The following is a 25,202-nucleotide window of genomic DNA, read 5'->3' as shown; positions in this document are numbered from 1 at the left end:
GGGAGACCTGAACCGGCGTCGCGGTGGTCGTGCGCAGGTTCACCCCGGCACCCGACCACCCGACGCGCGCCGACACCTCGACCTTGTCTTCGGTCTGGCCCGCGACCACGAGCGGGATCCCGTGCGCGAGCGCCTGCTGGACGCCGCCGTAGCCACCGTTGGTGACCAGCACGTCGACCAGCGGGAGCAGGCGGTCGTACGGCAGATATTCCGCCACGCGCACATTGTCCGGCAGCGTGATCCCCAGGGCGTCGACCGGTCGTCCGCCCGTGGTCACCACCACGAGGACATCGGAGCCCGCGAGCGCCGTGATCGTCGGGAGGACGAGCTGCCCGAAGTCGGAGTTGGCGATCGTGCCCTGCGTGACATGCACCACGGGACGGGATCCATCGAGATCGGGCCACCACTCCGGCACGCCCGCCGTCGACGTCACGGCCGGCAACGGTCCCGCAAAGTGCACGGTCGCGGGCAGGTCGGTGCGCGGGTACTCGAACTCGGGCACGGTGAACTGCACGTAGGCGTCTGCGCGGCCGGCCCAGTCGAGCACGAAACCGCCGAGCTCACGGCCGACCGTGCGGCGCGCCATCTCGTCGGCCTCCTTCTGCACGCCCCCGAAGATCGCTCTCTCGGCGATCACACGCAGGGCGGCGTTGCGGAGGCGACCGAACGGCCCCGGGATGGGCGCGGCCCCGAGACCGAACGGCGCCGTTTCCCTGCTGCGCACTCCGAGCGGGAAGATGCCGAGGACGACGACCGGCGGCCGTTCGTGGACGGGCATCAGCTGCAGGAGAGCACCCCCGACGAAGAGCGGCTCCGTGAGGACGGCATCGACCGGGTGGGCGTCGAGCTCGGCCCGGACGGCAGCGAGCTGCGCCGCGCCAGGACGCACGAAGAGAGTGCTCATGTCGAACCGCAGCGCGGCGGGGCCGGTGAGTCCCGCGCGCTCCGGGAACGACCCGTCGGCGTCGTCGAGGTCGACGTCCGCCTCGGCAGGCAGAGCGAGGAAGCGTGCGCCTGCATCGGCCACCCGCTCGGCGTAGCGGCTGCTCGTGAGAAAGCTCACCTCGTGACCGCGGGAGAGGAGGTGGCGCGCGACCTGCAACAGCGACAGGACATGACCGTGAGCCGGTGTGCAGGTGAGGAGATAGCTGGACATGCCGAGCCCTTTCGCTAAGATTGAATGTACCGTCGTAGTATTCATAACACCGACAGGAAAGTCAATGGTTGAGATCGCTCCCCGCGCCTATCGATCCGAGTTGCGCGCACGCCAGGCGCTGGAGACCCGCGAGCGCATCGTCTCCGCATCCGCCCGCCTGTTCGCCACGCAGGGCTACCAGGCGACCACGATCGCCGCGATCGCTCGTGAGGCAGGGGTCTCGGCCGAGACCGTGAAGACGACGGCATCGAAAGCCGAGCTGCTCATCGCCGCTTTCGAGGTCACCTTCTCCGGCTCGGAAGGAGCGGAGACGCTCGCCGACACCGAAGTCGCGAACGGACTCTTGGACCTGCCGGACGACATCTTCCTCGATACCGTGCTGACGCAGATCACGACCGCGAACGCGCGCGGGCACGGCTTGTGGACGGTGCTGCTGGGCGCTGCGCTGTCGGATCCCGTCGTCGATGAGGCGCTCCGCCGGATCCTCGAGCACCGCAGCGCGGACTACCGGGGGCTCGTTTCGGAACTGCGACGCCGCGACCTCGCCTCACCGGGCATCGACGACTCCGCAGTCGCCGATGCCCTGTCATTCCTGCTCTCCCCCGAGAGCTACCAGCAGCTGGTCACGCAGTCGGGGTGGACGAGTGAGCGCTACGCCGAGTGGCTCCGGCGCGCGGTGCACGCCGAGATCGCCGCCAGGAACTGATCCGACCCGACGACGGAGCTCTAGCGCGCCGAGACGCGCGCGTCGAAGGCGATGCTCGACGGTGTGAGCGTCCGAGGTCGGTCACGTCGACAGCGTCGCCCCGGCATCCTGGGCGAGGAGGAACAGCGAGCGCTGCGCTCCGGGGAACCGTTCGAAACCGAAGCGCTCGTAGAACGGCACGACCTCATCGTTGATCGCGTGCACCAGGATGGCACGCACTCCGATGGCGTCTGCGGCTTCGAGCGCACGCATGGTCGCGTGCTGCAGGAGGGAGAAGCCGAGGCCGCGTCCTGCGTACTCGCGGTCGACGGTGAGACGCCCGAGCCGCACCATGGGAACGGAGACGGGCATTCCGACCGCGAGGTGCGGAGGTCCGTCGCCACGGTCCAGCGCACTCGACGAGAGGCAGTAGTACCCCGCGACCTTCCCCTCCCGCGTCACCGAGACCATCGTGCGGGAAGCACCGCTCTTCTCGTTCGAGCGGGCCCGTCCTCGCAACCAGCTGTCGAGACTCTCCTCCCCACAGCGGAAATCGGACAGCTTGTCGCCGGCCGCGAGAGGCCGCGGGGTGCGGAACTCAGTCAACGAAGACGGATTCCCGTCTCAATAGCTCTCGCAGACCCTCGACAGTGCGAGGCGGGCGTTCCATGACCTCGATGAAGGCATCGAACCGGACAGCATCGACGCGCAATCGACGTTCGCGTTCGATGACCTCCTGCGCCCGCTCCACCAGCACCGATGCCGAGAAGTCCGTCACAGTGCGGCCCTCGATAGCGGCTGCCTCTTCGATCGTCTCCTTCTGGTCGGCCGTGACTCGGAATTCCAGGCGGGCGCTCTTCAGCGGCGTGGTGGAAGTACTCATGAGGAGAGTGTACGGCAGATACCCGTACAGGACTCCTCGGAATGGAGAGTGCGTCCCCCAGCGTTACCCCGGGTGACGAGGCCGACCCCGCCGCCTTCTCCATGCAAGAGAATTGAAAGTGATGCCTGAACGCGAAGAACACACCCACTGGCAGGCCGAGCGCCGCGCCGCCGTCACCTCGGCGACCGGGAACCTCGCCCTGATCGAGACCCGTTGGACCGGCGAGCGCCCCGACCTCGAGGCCGAACAGCGCGCCGCGGCCGACACGGTCACGGTGACACCGATCGAGCGCACGAACATCGAGACCGGTGAGGCCGAGCATGGGCTGCGCGTCTGGGACGCGGATGCCCCCGCCATCCGCGCCTTCGACCGCATCGACACCTACGAGTACGACCCGGCCTGGGTGCTCGAAGGGCACTTCACCCCGGTCGCCGGCGACCGCCGCGTGTCGTTCGAGCACATCCGCGACAACGGTGGCACCCGCGACCTGGTCGTGCCGGGCGACATCCGCCTCGAGCTCGCGGGCCAGGAGTACACCCTGGCCGCGTTCGACGACGGCGGCACGCTGCTGCTCGTCTTCGGCGACGAGACGAACGGCGCGGAGACCTACGGATCCGGACGCTTCCTGTTCGTGCAGCTGCGGGATGACGAGGGCTCGGTGGTCCTCGACTTCAACCGCGCGTTCGTGCCGCCGTGCGGTTTCAGCGCCCAGTACAACTGCCCGCTGCCGCCGGCATCCAACCGCTTCCCCCTGCCCATCCGAGCAGGCGAGAAGAACGTCGTTTTCCGCGACGGCTTCGACATCTACGCGGCGTGACGCCGCACACTCTCACCCTGGAGCACTCATGAGAAGAACCCGCATCCTCGGCGCGCTCGGCGCCGTCGCCACGCTCGCGCTCGTGGCCGGCTGCGCGTCGGGCACGAGCGACGACGCCACCGCGAGCGAAGACGCCACGATCTTCATCGGGTCGCTGTACGAGCCGACCAACCTGAGCAACACGCAGGGCGGCGGGCAGGGCGTGACCGAGGCGCTGACCGGCAACGTGTACGAGGGGCTGTACCGGCTGACGGATGACGGTGAGGTCGAACCTCTTCTCGCCGAAGACGCCCAGGTGTCCGACGACGGCCTGACCTACACGATCACGCTCCGCGACGACGTGACCTTCCACTCGGGCGACCCGCTCACCTCCGCCGACGTGAAGTCGAGCATCGAGGCCGTCACCGCCGAAGATTCCGTGTCGGCCCGCAAGTCGAGCTTCACGACGATCGCCGACATCGCCACCCCCGACGACAGCACCGTCGTGTTCACGCTGTCGCAGCGGTCGATCTCGTTCCTGTACAACCTCAGCTACGTCTGGATCGTGAACGACGAGGCCGGCGACATCACGAGCACGGAGGACGGCACCGGCCCCTACACGCTCGACGAGTGGAAGAAGGGCTCGACACTCACCCTCCAGCGCTGGGACGACTACTGGGGCGAGCCCGCCAAGAACGGCGAGGTCGTCTACACGTACTTCACCGACGCGACGGCCGAGAACAACGCGCTCCTCACGGGTGAGATCGACGTCATCACCAGCGTGCAGAACCCGGACTCGCTGACGCAGTTCGACTCCGACGACTATGTCGTGAGCGAGGGCACCTCCACCACGAAGGAGCTGCTCGCCTTCAACGACCGCGTCGCGCCCTTCGACGACACACGCGTGCGCAAGGCGGTCTACTCCGCGATCGACACGAAGAAGCTGCTCGAATCGATCTGGGGTGACTACGGCACGCTGATCGGCTCGATGGTGCCGCCCACCGATCCCTGGTACGAGGACCTCACGCAGGTCAACCCCTACGACGTCGACCTCTCGAAGAAGCTGCTCGCGGAGGCGGGCTACGCCGACGGTTTCACGTTCACGCTCGACACCCCGAGCTACGACCCTCACCCCGCGGTGGCGGAGTTCCTGCAGTCGCAGCTCGCCGAGGTCGGCATCACGGTCGAGATCAACACGATCAGCGCCGACGAGTGGTACACGAAGGTCTTCAAGGAGCAGGACTTCGAGGCCACGCTGCAGGAGCACGTGAACGACCGCGACGTGGTCTGGTACGGCAACCCCGACTTCTACTGGGGCTACGACGACGCCGACGTGCAGCAGTGGGTCGCCGACGCCGAGCAGGCCGCGACGACCGACGAGCAGACCGCTCTTCTCAAGAAGGTCAACGAGAAGATCGCCGCCGATGCCGCGAGCGTATGGTTGTACCTGTACCCGCAGATCGTGGTCGCCTCGAGCGACCTCAGCGGGTACCCGGTCAACGGCCTGAACTCGCAGTTCTTCGCCTACGACATCGTCAAGTCCTGACGTGCGTGGGGGATGCCGCGCGTCGGCATCCCCCACGTCATCCTGAGAAGCCATGCTCGCCTACCTCCTGCGCCGCCTCGCGTTCCTCGCGGTGTCGCTCGTCGTCGCGATGGTCGCGATCTTCGTGCTGCTGCGCCTTCTCCCCGGCGACCCGGCCAACGCGCTGCTCTCGGTGAACGCCACCCCCGAGCAGATCGCCGCCGCGCGCGCCCAGGTCGGCTCGGACCAGCCCCTGCTGCAGCAGTTCACCACCTGGGCGGGTCAGCTGCTCCGCTTCGATCTCGGTGAATCGTTCCTGAGCTCCCGTCCGGTCGGACCTGACATCGCCGATCGCCTCGCCGTGACGCTCCCGCTCACGCTCATCGCCTTCACCCTCGCGCTCCTCGTCTCACTCGTGATCGGTATCACCGCGGCCGTCAAGTCCGACCGCTGGTACGGGATCGCACTGTCGGGGTTCGCGCAGCTCGGCGTCGCCGTCCCCGTGTTCTGGGTCGGCGTCGTGCTCGTCTGGGTGTTCGCGCTCGGTCTCGGCGTGCTGCCCTCCGGCGGGTTCCCCCGGAAGGACTGGGAGGATCCGGCGGATGCGCTCCGTTCGCTCGCGCTGCCCATTCTCACCATCGTGATCGTCATGAGCGCCTCTCTCAGCCGCTACGTCCGCTCGGCGACACTCGACGTGCTCGGAAGCGACTACCTGCGCACCGCGCGCGCCGGAGGTTCCGGCATGGGGGAAGCGCTGCTCCGGCACGGCGTGCGCAACGGGGCGGTGCCCGTGGTCGCGGTCCTCGGCATCGAGCTGTCGACGACGCTCCTCGGGGCGGTGGTCGTCGAGAGCGTCTTCACACTTCCCGGGCTCGGCAGCCTGCTGCTCTCGGCCATCGAGCAGCACGACTTCCAGGTGATCCAGGGCGTCCTCGTCGTCAGCACGCTCTTCGTGCTGCTGGTCGGGTTCGCCGCCGACATCGTGCAGCGTCTGATCGATCCGCGCCTGCGCACGAGCGTTTCGGGGAACCGATGAGCCGCGTCGCCGAACAGCTGATCACCGCCTCCGTACCCGTGCGCCGGCGGCCGAAGGCGACCCTGGTGATCGGGATCGTCCTCACCGGCGTCATCGTGCTGATCGCGCTGGTCTCCCTGTTCTGGCTGCCCTATCCGCTCGCCGACACCAGTGGAGGCCGGCTCGAAGGCCCGAGCGCACAGCACCTCCTCGGCACCGATCGACTCGGCCGCGACCTGTTCTCGCAGTTGATGTGGGGCGCACGGATCGCGCTCATCGTCGGCACGGGCGCGGTTGCGATCGCCGCGGTCCTCGGGACGATCATCGGCCTTCTCGCCGCGTTCGCCCGCCCCTGGGTCGACGACACCCTCTCCGCAGGTCTCGACGTGGTGATCGCGTTCCCCGTGCTGCTGCTGGCGATGCTGGTCGTCGCGGTGCAGGGAGCATCGCTGTGGTCTGCGGTGCTCGCGATCGGTCTGGCGATGTCGGCGGTCGTGGCGCGACTCACGCGTATCCTCGCGCGCCGCGTGCTGCAGGAGCAGTACATCACCGCCGCGCGCACGAGCGGCACCGGCGTGCTCGGGATCGTGTTCCAACACGTGCTGCCGAACATCGCACCCACCCTCGCCGTGAGCCTGGCGCTGCAGTTCGGTGCCGCCGTGCTGGCCGAGGCGAGCCTGTCGTACCTCGGGCTCGGGGCACCACCGCCCAACGCTTCGTGGGGACGGATGCTGCAGGAGGCGCAGGGCACCGTGCTCACCGCACCCGTCGGTGCCATCGCTCCCGGAGTCGCAATCATCGCGCTCGTGCTCGGTGTGAACTTCCTCGCCGATGGTCTGCGCGACCTCGCCGACCCGACCCGAAGGAGGAGCCGATGAGCCTCCTCGACGTCTCCGGCCTCACGGTCCGCTCCGGCGCCGGCGCGCTCGTGCGCGATGTCTCGTTCTCCCTCGGGGCGGGGGAGCGCCTGGGTCTGATCGGCGAGTCCGGCTCGGGCAAGTCGCTGACCTCGATGGCCGTGACCGGCCTGCTGCCGGATGCCCTCCGCGCGTCGGGCTCGGTGCTGCTCGACGGGCACCAGGTGATCGACGCTCGGGACGCCGACCTCCGCCCGCTGCGCGGACCCGTCGCGCAGATCGTGTTCCAGGAACCGCTCACCGCGCTCGACCCCCTGATGCGGGTGGGACGACAGATCGCCGAACCGCTGCGGCGCCACCTCGGTCTGCGCGGGGCGGAGCTGAACAGCGCCGTCGCCACGGCCCTCGACGAGGTCTCCCTCTCCGACGCCCGCATCGCGCGCGCCTACCCGCATGAGCTCTCGGGCGGTCAGCGCCAGCGTGTCGCTATCGCCATCGCCCTCGCGGCCCGCCCGCAACTGCTCATCGCCGACGAGCCGACCACCGCACTCGACGTGACCGTGCAGGACGGCGTGCTCACGTTGCTCGAACGCCTGGTCGACGAGCGGGGCATGGCGCTGCTGTTCATCAGCCATGACCTGGCCGTGGTCTCGCGCATGGTGGACCGGATCGTGGTGCTGCGCGACGGACTCGTCGTGGAAGCGGGCGCGGTGGCGCAGGTGCTGCAGGAGCCGGCCGAGCCGTACACGCGGATGCTGGTCGACAGCGCCCGCGCGCTCGATGCCTTCCTCGATGCCGGGGAGGTCGGACGATGACGCTGCTCGAAGTGCGCGGAGCCGGCTTCGCCTATGGATCGCGCCGCGTTCTCCACGACGTGTCGCTGCGCATCGACGAGGGCGACTCGTTGGGCCTCGTCGGCGAGTCGGGGGCGGGCAAGTCCACGATCCTGCGGCTGATGCTCGGGCTCGATGCTCCGCGCGACGGACGGGTGCTGTTCGAGGGCGCCCCGCTCGCCCTGCGCGACCGCGCACAGATGCGACGGTTCCGCGCGAGCGTGCAGCCGGTGTTCCAAGACCCGTACTCGTCGCTCGACCCTCGCCAGCGCATCGACCGGATCGTCGGCGAACCACTCCGCTCGCTCGGCCTGGCATCCGGCGCCGACGCGCAACGCCGCATCGCCGAGGCCCTGGACTCCGTCGGGCTTCCCGCTGACACCGCCCGCCGCTATCCGCACGAGTTCTCCGGCGGGCAGCGTCAGCGCATCGCGATCGCCCGCGCCGTGGTCTCCCGCCCGCGCGTGCTTCTCGCCGATGAGCCGGTCAGCGCGCTCGACGTGACGACGCGCGTGCAGGTGCTCGAGCTGCTCGATCGCTTGCGTCGCGAGAACGGCCTGTCGCTCGTGATGGTGTCGCACGACCTCACCGCGATCGCCTCGGCGTGCGACCGCACGCTCGTGCTGCAGAACGGTCGCGTCGTCGAGCAGGGTGCCACTTCGGCCGTGCTGCACGACCCGCAGGACCCGTACACGCGAGCGCTCGTCGACGCGGTTCCGCGGCTGCCGCGCTGAGGCGGGACGTCAGCTTGCCGGCGTCGCCAATCCGAAGTACGCAAGCTCCGCGTCGTTCAACATCCGCGACCGGATCAGGAACCGCATGCCCGTCGGCCCCTCGACGCTGAAGCCCGCACCGCGCCCCGGCACCACGTCGATGGTCAGGTGCGTGTACTTCCAGTACTCGAACTGCGACTGCGACATGTAGACCTCGACGGGGTCTGCGAGTCCGACATCGAGATTGCCGAGCAGCACGTCACCCTCGCCGATGAGGAACATGCCGACGGGGAAGCACATGGGCGCGGAGCCGTCGCAGCATCCGCCCGACTGATGGAACATGAGCGGACCGTGCTGCACGGTGAGCTCGCGCACGAGAGAGGCCGCGGCCTCCGTCACATCGACCCGCTGCTGTGTGCCACTGATGGCCACGGTTCCCCCTTCCAGAGATGGTCCGGGCGGGCGCTGAGGGAGCAGCGCCCGCCCGGGGTCGAGCTCAGAAGAAGCCCATGGGCCCTTCCGCGTACGAGACGAGGAGGTTCTTCGTCTGCTGGTAGTGGTCGAGCATCATCTTGTGGTTCTCGCGCCCCACACCCGACTGCTTGTACCCGCCGAACGCGGCGTGGGCCGGGTACTGGTGGTAGGTGTTCGTCCATACGCGTCCGGCCTCGATCGCCCGGCCCGCGCGATAGGCCGTGTCCCCACTGCGGCTCCACACACCCGCACCCAGTCCGTAGAGCGTGTCGTTCGCGATGGAGATCGCGTCGTCGAAGTCATCGAACGACGTGACCGAGAGCACCGGACCGAAGATCTCCTCCTGGAAGATGCGCATGTCGTTCGTGCCCTCGAACACGGTCGGGGCGACGTAGAACCCCTCGCTGAGATCACCGCCGAGGTCGACCCGCTCCCCTCCGGCCAGCAGTCGCGCACCGCCCTGCGTGCCGATGTCGATGTAGCTGAGGATCTTCTCCAGCTGGTCGTTCGACGCCTGCGCACCGATCATCGTGGCGGGGTCGAGCGGGTTGCCCTGCACGACCTTGCCGACGCGCTGGAGTCCGTCGGCGAGGAATCCGTCATAGATCGACCGCTGGATGAGTGCACGCGAGGGACAGGTGCAGACCTCGCCCTGGTTCAGCGCGAACATCGTGAAGCCCTCGAGTGCCTTGTCGTAGAACGGGTCACGGGTCGAGCGCGCGACGTCGTCGAAGAACACGTTCGGGCTCTTGCCTCCCAGCTCCAGCGTGACCGGGATCAGGTTCTGCGAGGCGTACTGCATGATCAGACGACCGGTCGTGGTCTCTCCCGTGAAGGCGACCTTGCGGATGCGCTTGTGCTGCGCGAGCGGAGCGCCCGCCTCGATGCCGAACCCGTTGACGATGTTCACGACACCCGCCGGGAGCAGGTCACCGATGATGTCGAACAGGAACAGCAGGGATGCCGGCGTCTGCTCGGCCGGCTTGATCACGACGCAGTTGCCTGCGGCGAGCGCGGGCGCGAGCTTCCACACGGCCATCAGGATCGGGAAGTTCCAGGGGATGATCTGCCCGACCACGCCGAGCGGCTCATGGAAGTGGTACGCGACGGTGTTCTCGTCGAGCTGGCTGATCCCGCCCTCCTGTGCCCGCAGCACACCGGCGAAGTAGCGGAAGTGGTCGACGGCGAGAGGGATGTCGGCGGCGAGGGTCTCACGCACGGGCTTGCCGTTCTCCCACGTCTCCGCGACAGCGATCTCCTCGAGGTGCTGCTCGATGCGATCCGCGATGCGATTCAGGATGACCGAGCGCTCGGCCGGACTCGTCTTCCCCCATCCGGTGAACGCCTTCCAGGCCACGTCCACGGCGCGGTCGATGTCTTCGCTCGTGCCGCGGCCGACCTCCGTGAAGGGCTTGCCGTTGACGGGGCTGATGTTCTCGAAGTACTGGCCCTTGACGGGTTCGACGAACTCTCCGCCGATGTAGTGGCCGTATCGGGGACGATAGTTCGCGAGGGCGCCCGGCCGGCCCGGGGCCGCGTAGGCGAGGGATACGTCTTCTTCGACGATGCTCATGGAGTCTCCTTCGACGGGCCGCGCTCCGTGCGCGGCTGTGTTCCGAAGGTAGGTCGCGGGAGGTTGCACCCCGATGCGCAACGTTGCAGCGGGTTGCAGTCGCGGGATCGACCCCCGTGCGGGATCAGAAACGCACCGGAGAGGGGCCCGGGAGGGGCGTTTTCGATCCCGCACCGGGGGGATCAGCTGCCGAGGCGCTCGATCCGGGTGACCAGTGCCGCGCGCTTCGGCGACCGTGCGGGGAGCATCTCCAGGGCCAGGCGCAGCACCTCGGCGTCGCTCTGCCCCTCGGGGATCTCGGCGTAGGAGAGCAGAACGTCGAGGCTGGCCTCCGAGAGCATCACCTCACGCAACGCCCCGCGCACCGTCTCGCGGAACTCCTCCACCCCGGGCGAGGTCGACTCGGGCAGCACGGGCCCGCGGTACGCCGTCAGTGCGACACGGTGAGCACCGCGGTCGAGCAGCGAGAGCACGTCATGCGCGTCGGTGTCGAGGGCGACGGGCAGCCGATAGGGACGGGAATCCGGCACGAGGTCGGGGGCCGTGCGCTCGAGCACCTTGCGCAGACGCACCATCTCCGGGCGCAGCGTGTCGGGCGAGACCCCTTCGCCGTAGACCAGCTCACACAGGCGCTCTGCCGAGAGCCCCTGACGGTGGACCGCGAGCATCAGGAGGATGGCGGCATGTCGCGCGCTCAGGTCGATCATGGCCTCGCCGTGCGCCGACTCGGTCTCCAAGCGCGCACGGTCGCGTCCGAGAACGTGCAGCGTCGCCCGGGCGGTCGCCGGGATACGCGCCTTCGAGGGGGTCGACCGCGAACGCGGCGTCTCGCTCCTCGCCCGGAGGCGCGCGACCATCAGCTCGGACTCCACGGCCCGAGCCGTCGCATCGACCAGCAACCGTGCCTGCGGGGACACGACCTCGGGTCCGCCGGTGATGTCGATCACCCCGAGCACACGCTTCGTCTCCGGGTCGCGCACAGGTGCGGCCGTGCACGACCACGGATGCACGAGCCTGTTGTAGTGCTCGGCACCGCGGATCTGCACCGACTGCTCCAAGGCGAGGGCCGTGCCGGGCGCACTCGTCCCGACCGCGTCCTCCGACCAGTTCGCACCGGCGACGAAGCCCATGTCGTCCGTGAGCGAGCGCAGCTGTTCGTCGCCTTCGATCCACAGCAACCGACCCGCCTGGTCACCGACGGCGATGATCACCCCGGTGTCCTCGCTCGAGCCCGGCAACAGCAGGGCGCGGATCATGTCCATCGCGGAGGCGAGCGGGTGGGCGAGCCGATACTCCTCCAGTTCGTCGCTGATCAGCTCCAGCGGCGGTGTGTCTTCGGGGCCGACGCGGCGGCGCCACGAGCGTTCCCACGACTCGCGGACGAGCGGACGCACCCCCTGCAGCCGTCGGTCGTCGAGATTGCCGGCGAGCAGTTCCTCGTGCGCGCGCTCGACGAGAAGCCGCGATGTCGCCGGAAGGGACTCGCGGGATACCTGCCACGGCGCAGACACAGCGATCTCCGATCATCGAAGAGGCTTCGTGGATTCAGTGTACGAGCGCGGGGCCACGCGCGGAATAGGCGGGCCGGGGTCAGCCGCGCGAGGCCCACCACTCGCGGAGGCGCTGCTCCGCGACGTCGGGACCGAGCACACCCTCGTCCAAGCGCAGGTCGAGCAGGAACCGGTACGCCTCGCCCACCTCACGCCCCGGTGAGATGCCGAGCACCTCCTGGATGCGGTTTCCGTCGAGTTCCGGACGGATCGAGTCGAGCTCCTCCTGCTCACGAAGGGCGACGATGCGCGATTCGATGTCGTCGTACGCAGCCGCCAGGCGACCGGCCTTGCGCTTGTTGCGCGTGGTCACATCGGCCCGGGTCAGGATGTGCAACCGCTCGAGCAGGTCGCCCGCGTCGCGCACGTAGCGTCGCACCGCGGCATCCGTCCAGGTCCCCTCGGCATAGCCGAAGAAGCGCAGGTGCAACTCGATGAGGGTGGCGACGGCGTCGGTCGTGGCGGTGTCGAAGCGCAGAGCCTGCAGCCGCTTGCGAGCCATGCGCGCCCCGACCACGTCGTGGTGATGGAAGGTCACCACTCCCCCGGCCTCGAGCTTGCGGGTGCGAGGCTTGCCGATGTCGTGCAGCAGGGCGGCGATGCGCAGGGGCACATCGGGGGCGGCACCGGGGTGCCGGGAGTGCTCGAGCTCGATCGCCTGACGGAGCACGGTGAGCGAGTGCTCGTAGACGTCTTTGTGATGATGGTGCTCATCGACCTCGAGGCGCAGCGCGGTGACCTCGGGGAGGAACTCGTCGATCAGGCCGGTGTCGACCAGCACACGGATGCCGCGCACCGGATCGTCCGTCTGCATGAGGCGCACGAGCTCGGACTGGATGCGCTCGGGGCTCACGATCGTCAGGGTCTCGCGCAGCGCGGCGATCGCCTCGGTGGTGGCCTCGTCGACGCGGAAGCCGAGCTGGGCGCTGAAACGAGCCGCCCGCAGCATCCGCAACGGGTCGTCGCCGAACGAGATCTTCGGGTCGGCGGGGGTGCGCAGAACACCGGCGATGAGGTCTTCCACTCCGCCGGTCGGGTCGACGAGCTTCACAGCCGGCACCTGGAGCGCCATCGAGTTGACTGTGAAGTCGCGGCGCACGAGGTCGCCGTCGATCGTGTCGCCGAACTCGACCGTGGGCTTGCGGGTCACGCCGTCGTAGCTGTCGGCGCGATACGTCGTGATCTCGACCTGCTCGCCCTGCACGCGCGCGCCGATCGTGCCGAACTCGCGGCCGATGTCCCAGCGGGCGGTCGAGATCGGTGTGACGATCGCCAGGATGTCGTCGGGCGACGCGTTCGTGGTGAAGTCGAGATCGTGCGTCTCCCGACCGAGCAGCGCGTCGCGCACCGGACCACCGACCACGGCCAATTCGTAGCCCGCGCTCTCGAACGCCCTCGCGAGGGTGCCGACGACCGGATTCTCGGCGAGCGCACCGAGACGAGCGAGGCCGTCAGCCATGTTGAGCATGGGTTCCAGCGTACCGGGGTGAGCCGACTCCGCCGGGGCTCTGCGCCCCCTCATCTGCCAAAACGCAGACCGTCCGCTCGCCCCACGGCGCGCCGCCCCTCGACACGCGGGCCCGCGACCGATCGGTCTCCGTTTCGGCCGGTGACGTGGCCCGCATCACATCGTTCACCTTCCGGTCTCCGCGGGGTCAGGCTCCGGCCATCCGTCTTCGGTGGAGTGGATGGGCCCCGTGCGGCTGAGCACGGAACCCCCCTCCACGAAGGACTGACATGACCTCCCCCACCCCTGCGGTGCGGTGGCGACGTCACGGACTCACCTCCGTCGCGCTCCTCGCCCTGCTCGGCGGCGCCGTCGTCGCCCCCGCGGCCCTCGCCGCACCCGATCCCGAGGTTCCGACCGGCTCGCTGATCACCGGAGACACCGCCTGGCACTATCTCGACGACGGCTCCGATCCCTCGCCTGCTCCCGCGGCGCTCCGCGACTGGACGCTGCCCGCCTTTGACGACAGCGCGTGGAAGACGGCCCCCGGCTCCTTCGGCGCAAAACGCGGAGAGCTCGCCCCGGTCGGCCCGCAGACGCCCCGAACGCTCCTGAACCACTACCTCGACGGCACCCAGGCTCCGACCGTGCCGACGTACTTCTTCCGCACGACCTTCGAGCTCGAGGCGGGTGTGGCGGAGAAGGTCGCCGTCCTGCAGAGCACGATCACCTACGACGATGCGATCATCGTCTGGATCAACGGCGAGGAGGTCGCCCGCTACGTCGACGGCCGCATCACCGACACGACCAACGTCGAGTATGCCGGCGACAGCAATGGCGACCCGCTGACGAGCACGTTCAGCGCCGAGGGCGAACTGCTGCACGACGGCACCAACACGATCGCCGTCTCGCTCTTCCAGGATCGCGAGACCAGCTCGGACATCTTCTTCGACATGTCGTCGTTGACCCTGGTGAAGGCGTCCGACCCCGGCATGCCCGTGATCGCCCCGCCGACCCGCGTCATCCTGACACCGACCGAGCAGCCCGAGGTCTCCCAGGCCTTCTCGTGGCTGGCCGGCGACGCCTCGCACACGATCGGACAGGTCGAGATCGCCCCGGCCGCCGGCGGGGAGACACGCACCATCGACGCGTACGATGCCGGTGTCGTGAACGGCAACCCGAACAAGCACTTCTCGGCGACCGTGACCGGCCTCACCGCCGCCACCGAGTACCGCTACCGCGTCGGTCTTCCCGGCAGCTGGAGCGAGTGGTTCACCTTCCGTACCGCGGATCCTTCGGCGACCGACTTCCAGTTCATCTACTACGGCGACGCGCAGATCGGCCTCGACACCACGTGGCCGAGCGTCGTCAAGCAGGCCGAGGCCAACGCTCCCCGGTCGATCGGCTCGGTGCACGCAGGCGACCTGATCAACACCTCGAGCAACGAGAACGAGTGGGTCAACTGGTTCAAGGGCATGAAGGACTCGGCGGTCCGCACCAACGTGATGGCAGCCCCCGGCAACCACGAGTACTCCGGCGACAAGCTGCTCACCGCCTGGAAGGCAGCCTTCGAATACCCGCACAACAACCCGTCGACCAGCTCGATCGGTGAGCTGGCGGACCTCGCGAAGGGCGACTCGGAGGTCGCGCAGCAGTACCGCGCGTTCTTCGACCACTGGAGCTCGTTCGCTGCCGAGACCGCGTACTACACCGACTACCAGGGCGTGCGCTTCATCACGCTGAACGCGACACGCGACACCACTTTCCTCACGCCGGCCGGACTCCCCTCCTGCGCCGGCGCGGAGTGCCCGTCCACGCAGATCGGCGTGCTCTGGACCCGCTTCCAGGGCGCATGGCTCGACCTGCTGCTGCAGAACAGCCCGTCGAAGTGGAACGTCGTCACCTTCCACCAGCCGGTGTTCTCCGCATCGGCGGGCCGTGACGAGCCGGTGCTGCGCGCGGAGTGGCTGCCGGTCTTCCAGCGCAACGACATCGACCTGGTACTCATGGGCCACGACCACACCTACGCCCGCGGCTATGTGAACACGGACGCGACCGAGACCGCCGGCCTCACCACGGGTCCCGTCTACGTCGTGTCGAACTCGGGCGCGAAGCACTACGACCTGGAATCCGCCGAGAAGAACGTCTGGACCAACAACGGCGCCACGCAGGTGCTGCGCGGTCAGGACGTGACGACGTACCAGGTGATCGACGTCTCGAAGAACCAGCTCGTCTACCGCTCCTACCTCGCGGAGAAGCAGCCGGGAGCCACGACCGACCTCCCCGTCGGCGCCGTCTACGACACGTTCACCGTGACGAAGTCGGACGCCGGCGAGAAGTGGGTCACCGAGGAAGGCGTCACACCCCCGGTCACGCCGGAGCCCGAGGTTCCGGCCAAGATCGAGCTCGGCGCGGCCGCGGTGAAGGCCGGTGGCACCGTCACGGTCGCGGGCAGCGGCTTCGCGGAGGGCGCCGAGCTTCTCCTCGAGCTCCGCTCCGACCCGGTGCAGCTGGGCACCGCGACCGCCGGTGCGAACGGCTCGTTCCAGCGGACGGTCACGATCCCCGCGAACACTCCGGCGGGCGCACACACCCTCGCCGTCATCCTGCCCGATGGCACGGAGGTCACCGCGGCACTCACCGTCGCTGCGGTCTCCGGCGGAGGGGCAGTGACCCCGGGCGCGGGGAGCTCGACCGCGGACGACCTGGCCGCGACCGGTGCCGACAGCACGCCGTACATCGTCGCAGCCGTGGTGCTCCTGGCAGCAGGCCTCGGTCTGTTCGCGATGCGTCGTCGTCGGCAGCACACCACGGCGGAGACGACCGAAGCGGACTGATCCGCGATCGTCATCACAGGACGCCGTCCGGGCTTCGGCCTGGACGGCGTCCTCGTTCGTGGTACAGGCCTCCGCACATAACGATTCGTTTCGGTCACGGGTCTGACCGAAGAACGTCCATGCGAACGCCCTAGGCTCGGGTCATGCCAAGCCGTCGTCACCTCGTCCTCGCCTCCGTCACCGCCGCGCTCCTGGGCCTCTCGCTCACCGCCTGCGCTCCCGGGCAGTCGCCGGACGGCTCCGCGACCTCGACACCGTCATCCACACCGAGCACCTCGGCCTCCGCCACGCCCGCAGACCGTATCGTCGAGATCTCCGTCGACGGCCTCTCGATCGACGAGGGGCCCGTGATCGGATACGACGACCCGAATGGCGTCGTGACCGCCCTCACCGACGCCTTCGGATCCGCGCCGACGGAGGGACCGGTCGAAGGCCCGTACGACTCGGTGTACGACGGGTTCGAGTGGACGGGGACGAAGGCGACGGCCTACGAGACCCGCATAACCCTGGTCGTGTCGGCGGATGCCCCCGGCGTGAGCTTCCGCACCCCGGAGGGGCTCGGCCTCGGTTCCACCCGCGCCGAGGCGATCGCCGCCGGCGCAGAGGATGAGTGGGATGAAGACGGCGACGGCGTCTCCGACTACCTCAAGATCGGCATGCGAGAGGTTCCCGGCACCTCGTCTCTCGTGAATCCCGGAGAGGTCGGTGTCGAGTACATCACCCTGAAGGTCACCGACGACGTCGTGACGCGCATCAGCAGCGGCGGCAACGACTTCTCCGACATCTGACGCCATCGCCGCGGATGCCGAAACCGGGACCGTCTCGCGCTCCGGTGGCAGGTCGGTCGAGACACGCCGCAACGACCGCGTCCGGTCTCCGTTTTGGTCCCGGCGGCTCGGCGCACTGGGATAACCTTCACCCGAGTCCGTCCCCGGTGAAGGAGAGCCCGTGCCCACGAACGATGTGATGGCCGACGAAACCGATCGGATCGTCGCCGCGGCCCTGCAGGTGAACGGCCGTGCGTCGTGGGGGGAGATCGGCCGCGTGGTCGATCTGCCGGAACGCACCGTCGCCCGCCGTGGACAGCGACTGCTCGACCGCGGACTGGTGCGGGTCTCCACCTATGTCGACCCCGCCAGAGTGCTCCACGCCCGCGCGGTGCTGTTCCGCATCACGACCGAGCCGCACGCGCTCTGGCATGTGGCACGCACGCTGGCACGACGGTCCGACGCCTCCTCCGTCTCGGTGCTCGAAGGCAGCAGCGACATCGCCGGAATGCTGCTCCCCCACGACGACGCCTCGATCCGCGAGCTGCTCTTCACCGACTTCCCCGAGCTCGAGGGCATCGACTCGATCAACGTGACGACGGTGCTGAAGTTCTTCCGCTCGGGGCACGATTGGCGCGCGGGAGTGCTCACCGACGAACAGGCCCGCATGCTCGACGAGTCGTCCGGCTCCGAGGTCGACCCCGCCGATTCCCTGAGCGCGGACGAGGAAGCACTGATCCGCCTGCTGCTGAAAGACGGTCGGATGCCGGTCGCGCAGCTCGCCCGGTCACTGGGACTGAACGTCACCACCACCCGGAGACGGATGGAGTCTCTGAGCCGTCGCGGCCTCATGCATCCGCGCACCGAGGTGGTGCCGAGCCTGTTCGGCCTCGGTTTGGAGGCTCTGGTGTGGCTCCGCGTCCCGATGGCGCGCCTCGAGAAGGTGGGAGCGGCTCTCGCCGCCGCACCGGAGGTGAAGTTCATCGCCGCCACCACGGGGACCTCGCAGTTGCTCGCCAATGTGCTCGTCAAGGATGCGGATGCGTTCTACGAGTTCCTCACCGGGCCGGCCGTGGCGGGGCACGACGGACTCGAGGTCGTCGAGTCGCTGGTGGTGATCACTCCGGTGCTGCGCGGGTCTCTGATCGTCGACGAGGCGCCCGCCGCGCTGGCCAATGACATGCCCACGGGCGCGATTCGCCTCTAGGCCGATTCTGTTACTGGCATGTAACGAAATGGCGAGATCGGTCTCTATCCCTTGACCTAGTGGCGAAATAGGGCGAGTATCCTCTCCAGGGCCATCACCCCTGGAGAGGACGACCGTGTTCACGGCTACTGGAGACGACTGGGCGGATCGCGCGGCGACGCTGCCCCTGCACACGCGCATGTTCATCGACGGCGCGTGGGAGGAGGGCTCGGCCGAGCCCCTGTCTCCCGTGAGCCCCCGCGACGGTCGCGCACTTCCGCAGATCAGCGCCGCCTCGCCGGCCGATGTGGACCGGGCCGTCCGCTCCGCGCGCACCGCCTTCGATTCCGGGGTCTGGTCGCGGATCGCCCCTCGTGAGCGCGGACAGCGGCTGATCGCCTTCGCGCAGAAGATCCACGACAACGCCGAAGAGCTCGCCCTCACGATCTCGCTCGAGATGGGAAAGCCCGTCCGTGAGGCTCTGCAGACGGAGCTTCGCGCCGTCGTCACCTGTTTCCGCTGGTACGGGGAGGCCGCCGACAAGATCCTCGACGAGGCTCCCGTCACCGCACCGAACAGTCTCGCGCTCGTCACCCGCGAGCCCGCAGGCGTCGTCGCGGCCGTGGTGCCGTGGAACTTCCCGCTGACCATGACCGCCTGGAAGCTCGCCCCGGCCCTCGCGGTCGGCAACAGCGTGGTGCTCAAGCCCGCCGAGCACACGACCTACTCGGCGCTGCGACTGGCCGAGCTCGCGCACGAGGCCGGCATCCCCTCCGGCGTGCTCAACGTCCTCCCCGGCGCCGGACACGTCGCCGGTCGCGCCCTCGGCGAGCACCCCGATGTCGACATCGTCACCTTCACGGGATCCCCGGAGGTCGGACGGCGCTTCCTCGGCTACTCGGCGGCGTCCAACGGCAAGCGGGTCTGGCCCGAGCTCGGCGGGAAGACCGCGAGCCTGGTGCTGCCCGACGCCGACCTGGAGCGCGCGGTGCGTGCCACGGCCGACGGATGCTTCTACAACCAGGGACAGATGTGCACGGCGTCGTCCCGCCTGCTCGTGCCCCGAGCACACCATGACCGGGCGCTGGAGATCGCCGCCGAGGTCGCGCGGACGAGTCTGCCCGCCGACCCGTTCGACGTCACCACCTCGATGGGAGCGATCGTCAGCGAGAAGCAGCTCGCCGGCATCGCCGGTTTCGTGGAGCGCGCCCAGGCGGAAGGCGGAGAGCTCGCGGCCGGAACCCCGGAGCGTTTCGAGGCCGTCGACGGCGGCAGTTACTTCGCCCCCGTGGTGCTCGGAGTCACACCGCAGCACGAAGTCGCCCAGCGCGAGGTCTTCGGCCCCGTCCTCTCGGTCATCGCCTATGACGACGTGGAGGACGCCCTCGAGATCGCCAACGGCACCGAGTACGGACTCGCGGCCGCGCTGTGGAGCACCGACCTCAACGCGGTGCACACCCTGTCGCGACGTCTGCGTGCCGGCGTCGTCTGGGTGAACTGCTTCGAGGAGGGCGACATGACGATCCCCTTCGGCGGGGTCAAGGGGTCGGGCTTCGGCCGCGACAAGAGCCTGCATGCGATCGACAAGTTCACCGATCTCAAGACCACCTGGATCGAGCTGTCATGACCCGTCCGCTCATCGGCATCACGACCTGGCGTCGCTTCATCGACACCGATCTCGGGGCGGGCCGCCCCGCACACACTCTGGGCGCCGAGTACGCCGCACCCGTCGAAGCCGCCGGTGGCGCCGTCGTCCTGCTGCCCCCGACGGCGGGTGTCGACGACGTTCTCGACCGCCTCGACGGACTGCTCCTCTCGGGCGGAGAAGACGTGCACCCGTCCCGCTACGGCGCGGAACCGCAGGAGGGCAAGAACTACGATCCGTCGCGCGACGGGTTCGAGATCGCCCTCGCGCGGGGCGCCCGCCGACGCGGCATCCCGGTCCTTGCCGTCTGTCGCGGACTGCAGGTGTCCAACGTCGCCTTCGGCGGCACCCTCCTCGTCGACATCCCGCACACCGAGGACCACCAACCCGTGCGCGGAGCAGACCAGCAGCTCGCGGCCCGGCATCCGATCAGACTCGCCGACGGCAGCCGTCTCGCCGACCTGTACGGCACGCGGCACCGGATCGTGAACACCATCCACCACCAGTCCATCGCCGTCCCCGCCCCCGACCTGCACCCGGTCGCGTGGGCCCCGGACGGGATCGTCGAAGCCGTCGAAGCAGACGGCGACTGGCCCTTCTGGGCGGTGCAGTGGCACCCCGAGAAGATGATCGACCCCGATGAGGCCGCGGAGGAGATGCCGCTGTTCGCGGCGTTCGTCTCGGCCGCCCGCGAACGAGCAGCGGAACAACCCGCTGCGGAGAAAGGAACACGATGACCAAGCAGGTCTTCCTCGAGTACGAGAACGGCGTCCGCGCCGTCGCCACCCTGTTCGAGGACCTCGCCCCTCGCACCTGCGAGGCCATGTGGGGTGCACTGGAGAAGCCGGTCACCATGCAGGCGATGCACGCGATGTACGCCGGCCCGGAGGTCATGGTCGGCCTCCCCGAAGAGGCGCAGAACTTCGACCCGGAGAAGGTGCCGTTCGAGAACCAGCAGGTCGTACCCGCACCGGGTGATCTGCAGTGGTACTGGCAGCGTCCCATGCAGATGGGCGGTCTGCCGTTCGAGTGGTACGAGATCGGCGTCTTCTACGATCGTGGTGCCCGTACTCTCGGCCCGCTCGGATGGACACCCGTCAACATCTGGGGCGGCATCACCGAAGGACTCGCGGAGTTCGCCAAGGAAAGCGCGGCGATCCGCATCGACGGAGCGAAGCAGCTCACCATCGGACGCCTGGTCTAAGGCGTCTACTCAGTGCTGGACCCATCCCGAAGGAGCAGTGCATGAATACCCGAAGAATCCTCACCACCGGAGCGCTCGTCGCCACCGGCGCCCTCGTCCTCGCCGGCTGTGCGGCCGGCGATGACACCGCATCGTCCGGCGACAAGGAGTTCGCCGGCGAGACCCTCGTCGTCACGTCGTTCGGCGGCGACTGGGAGAAGGCCTTCATCGAGGCCGTCGTCGATCCCTTCGAGGAGGAGACCGGCGCCAAGGTCGAGCTGATCACGCTGTACAGCGCCGATGCCCTCGCCCAGGTCACCGCCCAGAAGGCCAGCCCGCAGATCGATGTCGTGCACTTCTCCGGCGGGCAGGAGCTCACCGCCGCCGCGGACGGTCTCATCGCGCCGATCGCCGCCGACGAGCTGTCCGAATCCGGTGACCTGATCGACCTCGCCACGGCGGGCCTCGAGCGCGGGGAGGGCCCCGTGATCCAGCTCGCACCGATCGGACTCGTCTACAACACCGAGGCCGATGCTCCGGCACCGACCTCGTGGCTCGACCTGTTCGACGAGGCCTACGCCGGCCACATCGCCCTCACGGACTTCTCGAACACGTACGGCGTGCTCTCGATGCTCCGTGTCTCCGATGCGCTCGGCGGCGGCATCGAGGACCCCTCGCAGGCCATCACCGACCTCGGGGAGCTGGCTTCGTCGGGCGACGCGATCGTCGTACCCACCTCGCCCGACCTGCAGACCGCCTTCGCACAGCGCGACACCTGGCTCGCCCCGTACGCGATGGACTACGCCGGCACGCTGCAGGACGCGGGCCTTCCGGTAGAGTTCATCGTCCCGGAGGAGGGCGTCACCGCCTCCCTCATCACGGCGAACGTGGTCGAGGGCCGGGACAACCCCGACCTCGCGAAGCTCTTCATCGATTTCGAACTGCGCCCCGAAGCGCAGGCCGTCTTCGCGGAGAACATGCGGTACTCGCCGGTCAACACCCAGACCGAACTCTCCGGCGACGCCGCGGAAGCCGTGCTCACCGGCGACGAGTTGGAGACGGTCGTCGTCTACGCTCCGGGCGATGTCGCAGCTTCGCGGCAGTCCTGGACCGATGAGTGGAATGCGCTGATCACCAAATGAGTGTCCGAACCCGTAGGGAGCCCTGGCTCCTGCTCCTGCCGGCGATCGTGCTGCTCGCGCTCGCCTTCATCACCCCGGTGGCTGGCATGCTCCTCATGAGCGTGCAATCGTCGGCAGGCGGGTTCACCCTCGACAACTTCACCCGGTTGTTCACGAGTGAATATCACCTCCAGGCGGCGCTGCGTTCGCTCCGCCTGGGGGTGATCCAGACGATCATCACGCTCGTCATCGCGATCCCACTGTCGTACGTGATGGCTCGGGCCGGATCCCTGGTGCGCTCCTTCCTGCTCATCGTGGTGATCCTCCCGCTCATGACGAGCGTCGTGGTCCGCACGTTCGGCTGGGTCGTGCTGATGGGGCCGGCCGGGCTGATGATGCAGATTCCCGGCGTGGAGTTCCTCGTCGGCGGCACGCAGGGCTTCCTCGGCACCGAGACCGGGGTCGTGATCGCGATGGTGCAGGTGCTGCTGCCGTTCGCGGTGCTGAGCATCCTCGGCGTCATCTCCGGCATCAAGCCACAACTCGAAGAGGCGTCGCGCACGCTCGGCGCCGGGTTCTGGCGCACGCTGTGGCATGTCGTCCTCCCCCTCGCGATCCCCGGCATCGTCGCCGGCGCCTCGCTCGTCTTCGTCCTCTCGGTGAGCTCGTTCATCACGCCGCGCTTCATCGGCGGGGCGCAGATCCCGGTGTTCGCACAGACCATCTACGTCGATGCGACCACCAACCTCGACTGGTCGTTCGCGGCCGCGCAGGCCGTGCTGCTCTTCGCCGGGGTCATGCTCGTGCTCGCAGCGACGTCCCGACTCGGGAAGCAGAAGGTGTGACCATGGTCCGTTCCGTTCCGATCCTCGGCAGGGTTCTCGCCATCGTCCTCGGCGTCATCGTGACGCTCTACATGCTCGTGCCCCTTCTCGTCGTCGCCGGCGCATCCGTCGGCGAGAACCGCTTCCTCACGTTCCCCGGTCAGGGGTTCACCCTCGACTGGTACGTCGAGGCGCTCACCTCGGACACCTATCTCGAACCGTTCCGTCTGAGCCTCCTGGTCGGCGTCACCGTGGCCGTCGTGGCCGCGTCGATCGGCACCGCTGCCGCCCTCGCGCTGACCCGCTTCAGCATCCCCGGCGGCGCCGCCATCCAAGCCCTGCTGATGTCGCCGCTGACGATCCCGACGATCATCCTGGCGATCGGTGCCCTGTCGATCTCGTCGCTCACGATCGGCGCCCCGAACGTCGGTGTCCTGATCGCCGTGCACGTCGTGATCGCGATCCCGTACGTGATGCGCACCGTCACCGGCGTCATGGCGCGGGCAGACCACTTCACGGAAGAAGCCGCGCGCACCCTCGGCGCCAGCGCCTGGAACCGCTACCGCCTCGTCGTGCTGCCCATCGCCCGCCCCGGCATCGCGGCTGGTGCGTTCTTCGCCTTCAACATCTCCTTCGACGATGCGGTGATCGCCCTCTTCCTGCGCACACCGCAGCTCGAGACGCTCCCCATCGCCATCTACGGCCAGCTGGAGTTCAGCACCTCGCCCACCGTGGCGGCGGTATCGACTCTCATGGTCCTGCTCACCGTCGTCCTCATGATCGTGCTCGAACGCATCATCGGCCTGGGAAGGTTGTTCGTCTGATGACAACACTCACCATCACTGCTCTCACCAAGGACTTCAAGGGGACATCGGTGCTCAAGGGCATCGATCTCTCGATGCGGTCCGGGGAGTTCGTCTCCCTGCTCGGCCCGTCGGGGTGCGGCAAGACGACGCTCCTGCGCTGCATCGCGGGGCTCGAGTCACCCAGCAGCGGCACCATCGAGATCGCCGGCCAGGATGTGACGAAGCTCCCGCCCGAGAAGCGTCACCTCGGCATGATGTTCCAGAGCTATGCCCTCTTCCCGCACATGAGCGTGGTCGAGAACGTGCGCTTCGGGCTGCGGATGTCGGGCGAGAAGTCCAAGACCGAGCAGAAGGAACTCGCCGTGCGGGCTCTGGAGCGCGTGCAGATGGGTCACCTCGCCGACCGGATGCCGGCGCAGCTGTCGGGCGGACAGCAGCAGCGTGTCGCCCTGGCCCGCGCGATCGCGTTCGAGCCGCGTGTGCTCCTGCTGGACGAGCCGCTGTCGAACCTCGATGCCCGGCTGCGGGAGGACATGCAGGTGGAGCTCAAGGAGCTGCACCGCACTCTCGGACTCACCACTGTGTTCGTCACGCACGACCAGGAGGAGGCGATGAGCCTCTCCGACCGCATCGTCCTGATGAACGCGGGAGTGATCGAACAGGAAGGTGCGCCGGCCGAACTCTACGGCGCACCGCGCACCCCGTTCGCGGCAGACTTCATCGGCGCGGCCAACCTGCTCCCGGCCACACGTTCCGGAGCGGTCGCGACGCTCGACGGCACAGCGATCCAGGTGCCGCTGACGGGGGCGGGCCCCGATGGCACCGGTGAGGTCGTGCTCCGCCAGGAGGACCTGCGGCTCTCGCCGACGGTCGGCGCGGAGACTCCGGTGAACGTCGACGTCGTCGCCCACGTCTACCGCGGGGCCGACATCGTGTACATCGTCGAGCTCGCGGGGAAGCGGATGCGCGTCGTGCGCCCGCGGCACGAAGCACCCATCCCGGAAGGCGCAGCCGGCCTCGGCTGGCGCGACGGCGCGGTGCTCTGGATCGCCGCCGCCTGACCTCCCCCTCCCTCGCCCTCGCCCTCGGCCCCGGGGCTGATACCCAGACGACCCCTCGCACGCCCGGCGTGTCCCACCCCGACACGCCGGGTCGCGCGCATTCCGTCTCTGTTTTCGCCCCTGTGCTCGACACGGGCACGGTCATAGGATCGGGGCGTGACAGACGACTCCTCCGCCCGTGCCACCTCGCGCCGCGGTTTCTTCAAGATCGGGGGCGCCGCGCTCGCGGGCGCGGCGGTCGGGGGTGCGGGCGGCGCGGCGATCG

The 25,202-nt window shown here is 68.7% G+C and carries 24 protein-coding genes; 17 read left to right on the top strand and 7 right to left on the bottom strand.

Going from position 1 to position 25,202, the window contains the following annotated elements:
* The coding region (locus L978_RS06280; protein WP_047521466.1) for a glycosyltransferase at positions 1-1,156 on the bottom strand (1,156 nt) is incomplete at its 3' end.
* A 64-nt stretch (positions 1,157-1,220) separates the two neighbouring features.
* Here L978_RS06280 and L978_RS06275 point away from each other — a divergent pair.
* Entirely contained in the window at positions 1,221-1,862 is a 642-nt protein-coding gene (locus L978_RS06275) for a TetR/AcrR family transcriptional regulator (protein WP_047521461.1), read from the top strand.
* Positions 1,863-1,943: 81 nt separating this feature from the next.
* On the opposite strand, the gene L978_RS06270 is transcribed toward L978_RS06275, so the two are convergent.
* Both L978_RS06270 and L978_RS06265 read right to left on the bottom strand, forming a co-directional pair.
* Positions 1,944-2,447 carry a GNAT family N-acetyltransferase gene (locus L978_RS06270; RefSeq protein ID WP_047521457.1) on the bottom strand — a complete coding sequence of 168 codons (504 nt, stop codon included), beginning with the start codon at positions 2,445-2,447 and terminating at the stop codon, positions 1,944-1,946.
* On the bottom strand, positions 2,440-2,724 hold the full coding sequence (locus L978_RS06265; protein WP_047521454.1) for a type II toxin-antitoxin system TacA family antitoxin: 285 nt from the start codon (positions 2,722-2,724) through the stop codon (positions 2,440-2,442). The genes L978_RS06270 and L978_RS06265 overlap by 8 nt, the downstream gene beginning before the upstream one ends.
* Before the next feature lie 121 nt (positions 2,725-2,845).
* Here L978_RS06265 and L978_RS06260 point away from each other — a divergent pair, with 121 nt between their 5' ends.
* From L978_RS06260 to L978_RS06235, 6 genes are read left to right on the top strand one after another with little or no spacing between them, the layout of a single operon-like run.
* Positions 2,846-3,541, top strand: coding sequence for a DUF1684 domain-containing protein (locus L978_RS06260; protein ID WP_047521448.1), 696 nt, complete (start codon positions 2,846-2,848; stop codon positions 3,539-3,541).
* Between the two features lie 28 nt (positions 3,542-3,569).
* Positions 3,570-5,066: an ABC transporter substrate-binding protein gene (locus tag L978_RS06255; protein ID WP_047521444.1), complete on the top strand. Its 1,497-nt coding sequence runs from the start codon at positions 3,570-3,572 to the stop codon at positions 5,064-5,066.
* A 52-nt stretch (positions 5,067-5,118) separates the two neighbouring features.
* Positions 5,119-6,081 carry an ABC transporter permease gene (locus L978_RS06250; RefSeq protein WP_047521443.1) on the top strand — a complete coding sequence of 321 codons (963 nt, stop codon included), beginning with the start codon at positions 5,119-5,121 and terminating at the stop codon, positions 6,079-6,081.
* Positions 6,078-6,938 (top strand): ABC transporter permease, encoded by an 861-nt coding sequence (locus L978_RS06245; RefSeq protein WP_047521436.1) that lies wholly within the window; start codon positions 6,078-6,080, stop codon positions 6,936-6,938. Before L978_RS06250 ends, L978_RS06245 begins: the two co-directional genes overlap by 4 nt.
* On the top strand, positions 6,935-7,732 hold the full coding sequence (locus tag L978_RS06240) for an ABC transporter ATP-binding protein (RefSeq protein ID WP_047521430.1): 798 nt from the start codon (positions 6,935-6,937) through the stop codon (positions 7,730-7,732). The genes L978_RS06245 and L978_RS06240 overlap by 4 nt, the downstream gene beginning before the upstream one ends.
* Positions 7,729-8,484, top strand: coding sequence for an ABC transporter ATP-binding protein (locus L978_RS06235; protein ID WP_047521428.1), 756 nt, complete (start codon positions 7,729-7,731; stop codon positions 8,482-8,484). The genes L978_RS06240 and L978_RS06235 overlap by 4 nt, the downstream gene beginning before the upstream one ends.
* A 9-nt stretch (positions 8,485-8,493) precedes the next feature.
* Here the strand turns inward: L978_RS06235 and L978_RS06230 are convergent, their stop codons facing one another.
* The 4 genes from L978_RS06230 to L978_RS06215 form a co-directional block, all read right to left on the bottom strand.
* Positions 8,494-8,895, bottom strand: coding sequence for a DUF779 domain-containing protein (locus L978_RS06230; RefSeq protein ID WP_197055622.1), 402 nt, complete (start codon positions 8,893-8,895; stop codon positions 8,494-8,496).
* A 64-nt stretch (positions 8,896-8,959) separates the two neighbouring features.
* A complete protein-coding gene (gene exaC, locus L978_RS06225) occupies positions 8,960-10,510 on the bottom strand; it encodes an acetaldehyde dehydrogenase ExaC (RefSeq protein WP_047521424.1) in 1,551 nt (516 codons plus the stop codon).
* 182 nt (positions 10,511-10,692) lie between these two features.
* A complete protein-coding gene (locus L978_RS06220) occupies positions 10,693-12,021 on the bottom strand; it encodes a GAF domain-containing protein (protein WP_047521419.1) in 1,329 nt (442 codons plus the stop codon).
* Between the two features lie 79 nt (positions 12,022-12,100).
* Positions 12,101-13,528 carry a CCA tRNA nucleotidyltransferase gene (locus L978_RS06215; RefSeq protein WP_047521414.1) on the bottom strand — a complete coding sequence of 476 codons (1,428 nt, stop codon included), beginning with the start codon at positions 13,526-13,528 and terminating at the stop codon, positions 12,101-12,103.
* Between the two features lie 269 nt (positions 13,529-13,797).
* Here L978_RS06215 and L978_RS06210 point away from each other — a divergent pair, with 269 nt between their 5' ends.
* The 10 genes from L978_RS06210 (at position 13,798) to L978_RS06165 (ending at position 24,937) form a co-directional block, all read left to right on the top strand.
* Positions 13,798-16,344, top strand: a complete 2,547-nt coding sequence (locus L978_RS06210) for a fibronectin type III domain-containing protein (protein WP_047521412.1) — start codon at positions 13,798-13,800, stop codon at positions 16,342-16,344.
* Positions 16,345-16,487: 143 nt separating this feature from the next.
* Positions 16,488-17,132, top strand: a complete 645-nt coding sequence (locus L978_RS06205; protein ID WP_047521410.1) for a hypothetical protein — start codon at positions 16,488-16,490, stop codon at positions 17,130-17,132.
* Positions 17,133-17,292: 160 nt separating this feature from the next.
* Entirely contained in the window at positions 17,293-18,318 is a 1,026-nt protein-coding gene (locus L978_RS06200; protein WP_047521408.1) for an Lrp/AsnC family transcriptional regulator, read from the top strand.
* A gap of 115 nt (positions 18,319-18,433) precedes the next feature.
* Positions 18,434-19,924 (top strand): aldehyde dehydrogenase family protein, encoded by a 1,491-nt coding sequence (locus L978_RS06195; protein ID WP_047521407.1) that lies wholly within the window; start codon positions 18,434-18,436, stop codon positions 19,922-19,924.
* Positions 19,921-20,679, top strand: a complete 759-nt coding sequence (locus L978_RS06190; RefSeq protein WP_047521405.1) for a gamma-glutamyl-gamma-aminobutyrate hydrolase family protein — start codon at positions 19,921-19,923, stop codon at positions 20,677-20,679. Before L978_RS06195 ends, L978_RS06190 begins: the two co-directional genes overlap by 4 nt.
* Positions 20,676-21,146 carry a DUF3830 family protein gene (locus tag L978_RS06185; RefSeq protein WP_017829890.1) on the top strand — a complete coding sequence of 157 codons (471 nt, stop codon included), beginning with the start codon at positions 20,676-20,678 and terminating at the stop codon, positions 21,144-21,146. The genes L978_RS06190 and L978_RS06185 overlap by 4 nt, the downstream gene beginning before the upstream one ends.
* A gap of 41 nt (positions 21,147-21,187) precedes the next feature.
* Positions 21,188-22,267 carry an ABC transporter substrate-binding protein gene (locus L978_RS06180; RefSeq protein ID WP_047521403.1) on the top strand — a complete coding sequence of 360 codons (1,080 nt, stop codon included), beginning with the start codon at positions 21,188-21,190 and terminating at the stop codon, positions 22,265-22,267.
* The gene (locus L978_RS06175) at positions 22,264-23,091 is read left to right on the top strand and encodes an ABC transporter permease (protein WP_047521401.1); all 828 of its coding nucleotides are present in this window, start codon (positions 22,264-22,266) and stop codon (positions 23,089-23,091) included. Before L978_RS06180 ends, L978_RS06175 begins: the two co-directional genes overlap by 4 nt.
* A 2-nt stretch (positions 23,092-23,093) precedes the next feature.
* A complete protein-coding gene (locus tag L978_RS06170; protein ID WP_047521399.1) occupies positions 23,094-23,894 on the top strand; it encodes an ABC transporter permease in 801 nt (266 codons plus the stop codon).
* On the top strand, positions 23,894-24,937 hold the full coding sequence (locus L978_RS06165; RefSeq protein ID WP_047521395.1) for an ABC transporter ATP-binding protein: 1,044 nt from the start codon (positions 23,894-23,896) through the stop codon (positions 24,935-24,937). The genes L978_RS06170 and L978_RS06165 overlap by 1 nt, the downstream gene beginning before the upstream one ends.
* Positions 24,938-25,202 lie beyond the last annotated feature (265 nt).

Origin of the sequence: Microbacterium sp. ZOR0019 (genome assembly GCF_000800925.1) — a bacterium.
Lineage (GTDB): Bacteria > Actinomycetota > Actinomycetes > Actinomycetales > Microbacteriaceae > Microbacterium > Microbacterium aurugineum.
Note: the sequence above shows the minus strand (reverse complement) of the source record. Positions and strands in the feature narration are given on the sequence as shown.

Excerpts from the sequence above, each read along its gene's own strand:
- L978_RS06165 (WP_047521395.1), top strand. The coding sequence starts at position 23,894 with ATGACAACACTCACCATCACTGCTCTCACCAAGGACTTCAAGGGGACA.
- L978_RS06255 (WP_047521444.1), top strand. The coding sequence starts at position 3,570 with ATGAGAAGAACCCGCATCCTCGGCGCGCTCGGCGCCGTCGCCACGCTC.
- L978_RS06235 (WP_047521428.1), top strand. The coding sequence starts at position 7,729 with ATGACGCTGCTCGAAGTGCGCGGAGCCGGCTTCGCCTATGGATCGCGC.
- L978_RS06205 (WP_047521410.1), top strand. The coding sequence starts at position 16,488 with ATGCCAAGCCGTCGTCACCTCGTCCTCGCCTCCGTCACCGCCGCGCTC.
- L978_RS06240 (WP_047521430.1), top strand. The coding sequence starts at position 6,935 with ATGAGCCTCCTCGACGTCTCCGGCCTCACGGTCCGCTCCGGCGCCGGC.
- L978_RS06245 (WP_047521436.1), top strand. The coding sequence starts at position 6,078 with ATGAGCCGCGTCGCCGAACAGCTGATCACCGCCTCCGTACCCGTGCGC.
- L978_RS06185 (WP_017829890.1), top strand. The coding sequence starts at position 20,676 with ATGACCAAGCAGGTCTTCCTCGAGTACGAGAACGGCGTCCGCGCCGTC.
- L978_RS06260 (WP_047521448.1), top strand. The coding sequence starts at position 2,846 with ATGCCTGAACGCGAAGAACACACCCACTGGCAGGCCGAGCGCCGCGCC.
- L978_RS06190 (WP_047521405.1), top strand. The coding sequence starts at position 19,921 with ATGACCCGTCCGCTCATCGGCATCACGACCTGGCGTCGCTTCATCGAC.
- L978_RS06180 (WP_047521403.1), top strand. The coding sequence starts at position 21,188 with ATGAATACCCGAAGAATCCTCACCACCGGAGCGCTCGTCGCCACCGGC.
- L978_RS06170 (WP_047521399.1), top strand. The coding sequence starts at position 23,094 with ATGGTCCGTTCCGTTCCGATCCTCGGCAGGGTTCTCGCCATCGTCCTC.
- L978_RS06175 (WP_047521401.1), top strand. The coding sequence starts at position 22,264 with ATGAGTGTCCGAACCCGTAGGGAGCCCTGGCTCCTGCTCCTGCCGGCG.
- exaC (WP_047521424.1), bottom strand. The coding sequence starts at position 10,510 with ATGAGCATCGTCGAAGAAGACGTATCCCTCGCCTACGCGGCCCCGGGC.
- L978_RS06210 (WP_047521412.1), top strand. The coding sequence starts at position 13,798 with ATGACCTCCCCCACCCCTGCGGTGCGGTGGCGACGTCACGGACTCACC.
- L978_RS06215 (WP_047521414.1), bottom strand. The coding sequence starts at position 13,528 with ATGCTCAACATGGCTGACGGCCTCGCTCGTCTCGGTGCGCTCGCCGAG.
- L978_RS06250 (WP_047521443.1), top strand. The coding sequence starts at position 5,119 with ATGCTCGCCTACCTCCTGCGCCGCCTCGCGTTCCTCGCGGTGTCGCTC.
- L978_RS06265 (WP_047521454.1), bottom strand. The coding sequence starts at position 2,724 with ATGAGTACTTCCACCACGCCGCTGAAGAGCGCCCGCCTGGAATTCCGA.
- L978_RS06275 (WP_047521461.1), top strand. The coding sequence starts at position 1,221 with ATGGTTGAGATCGCTCCCCGCGCCTATCGATCCGAGTTGCGCGCACGC.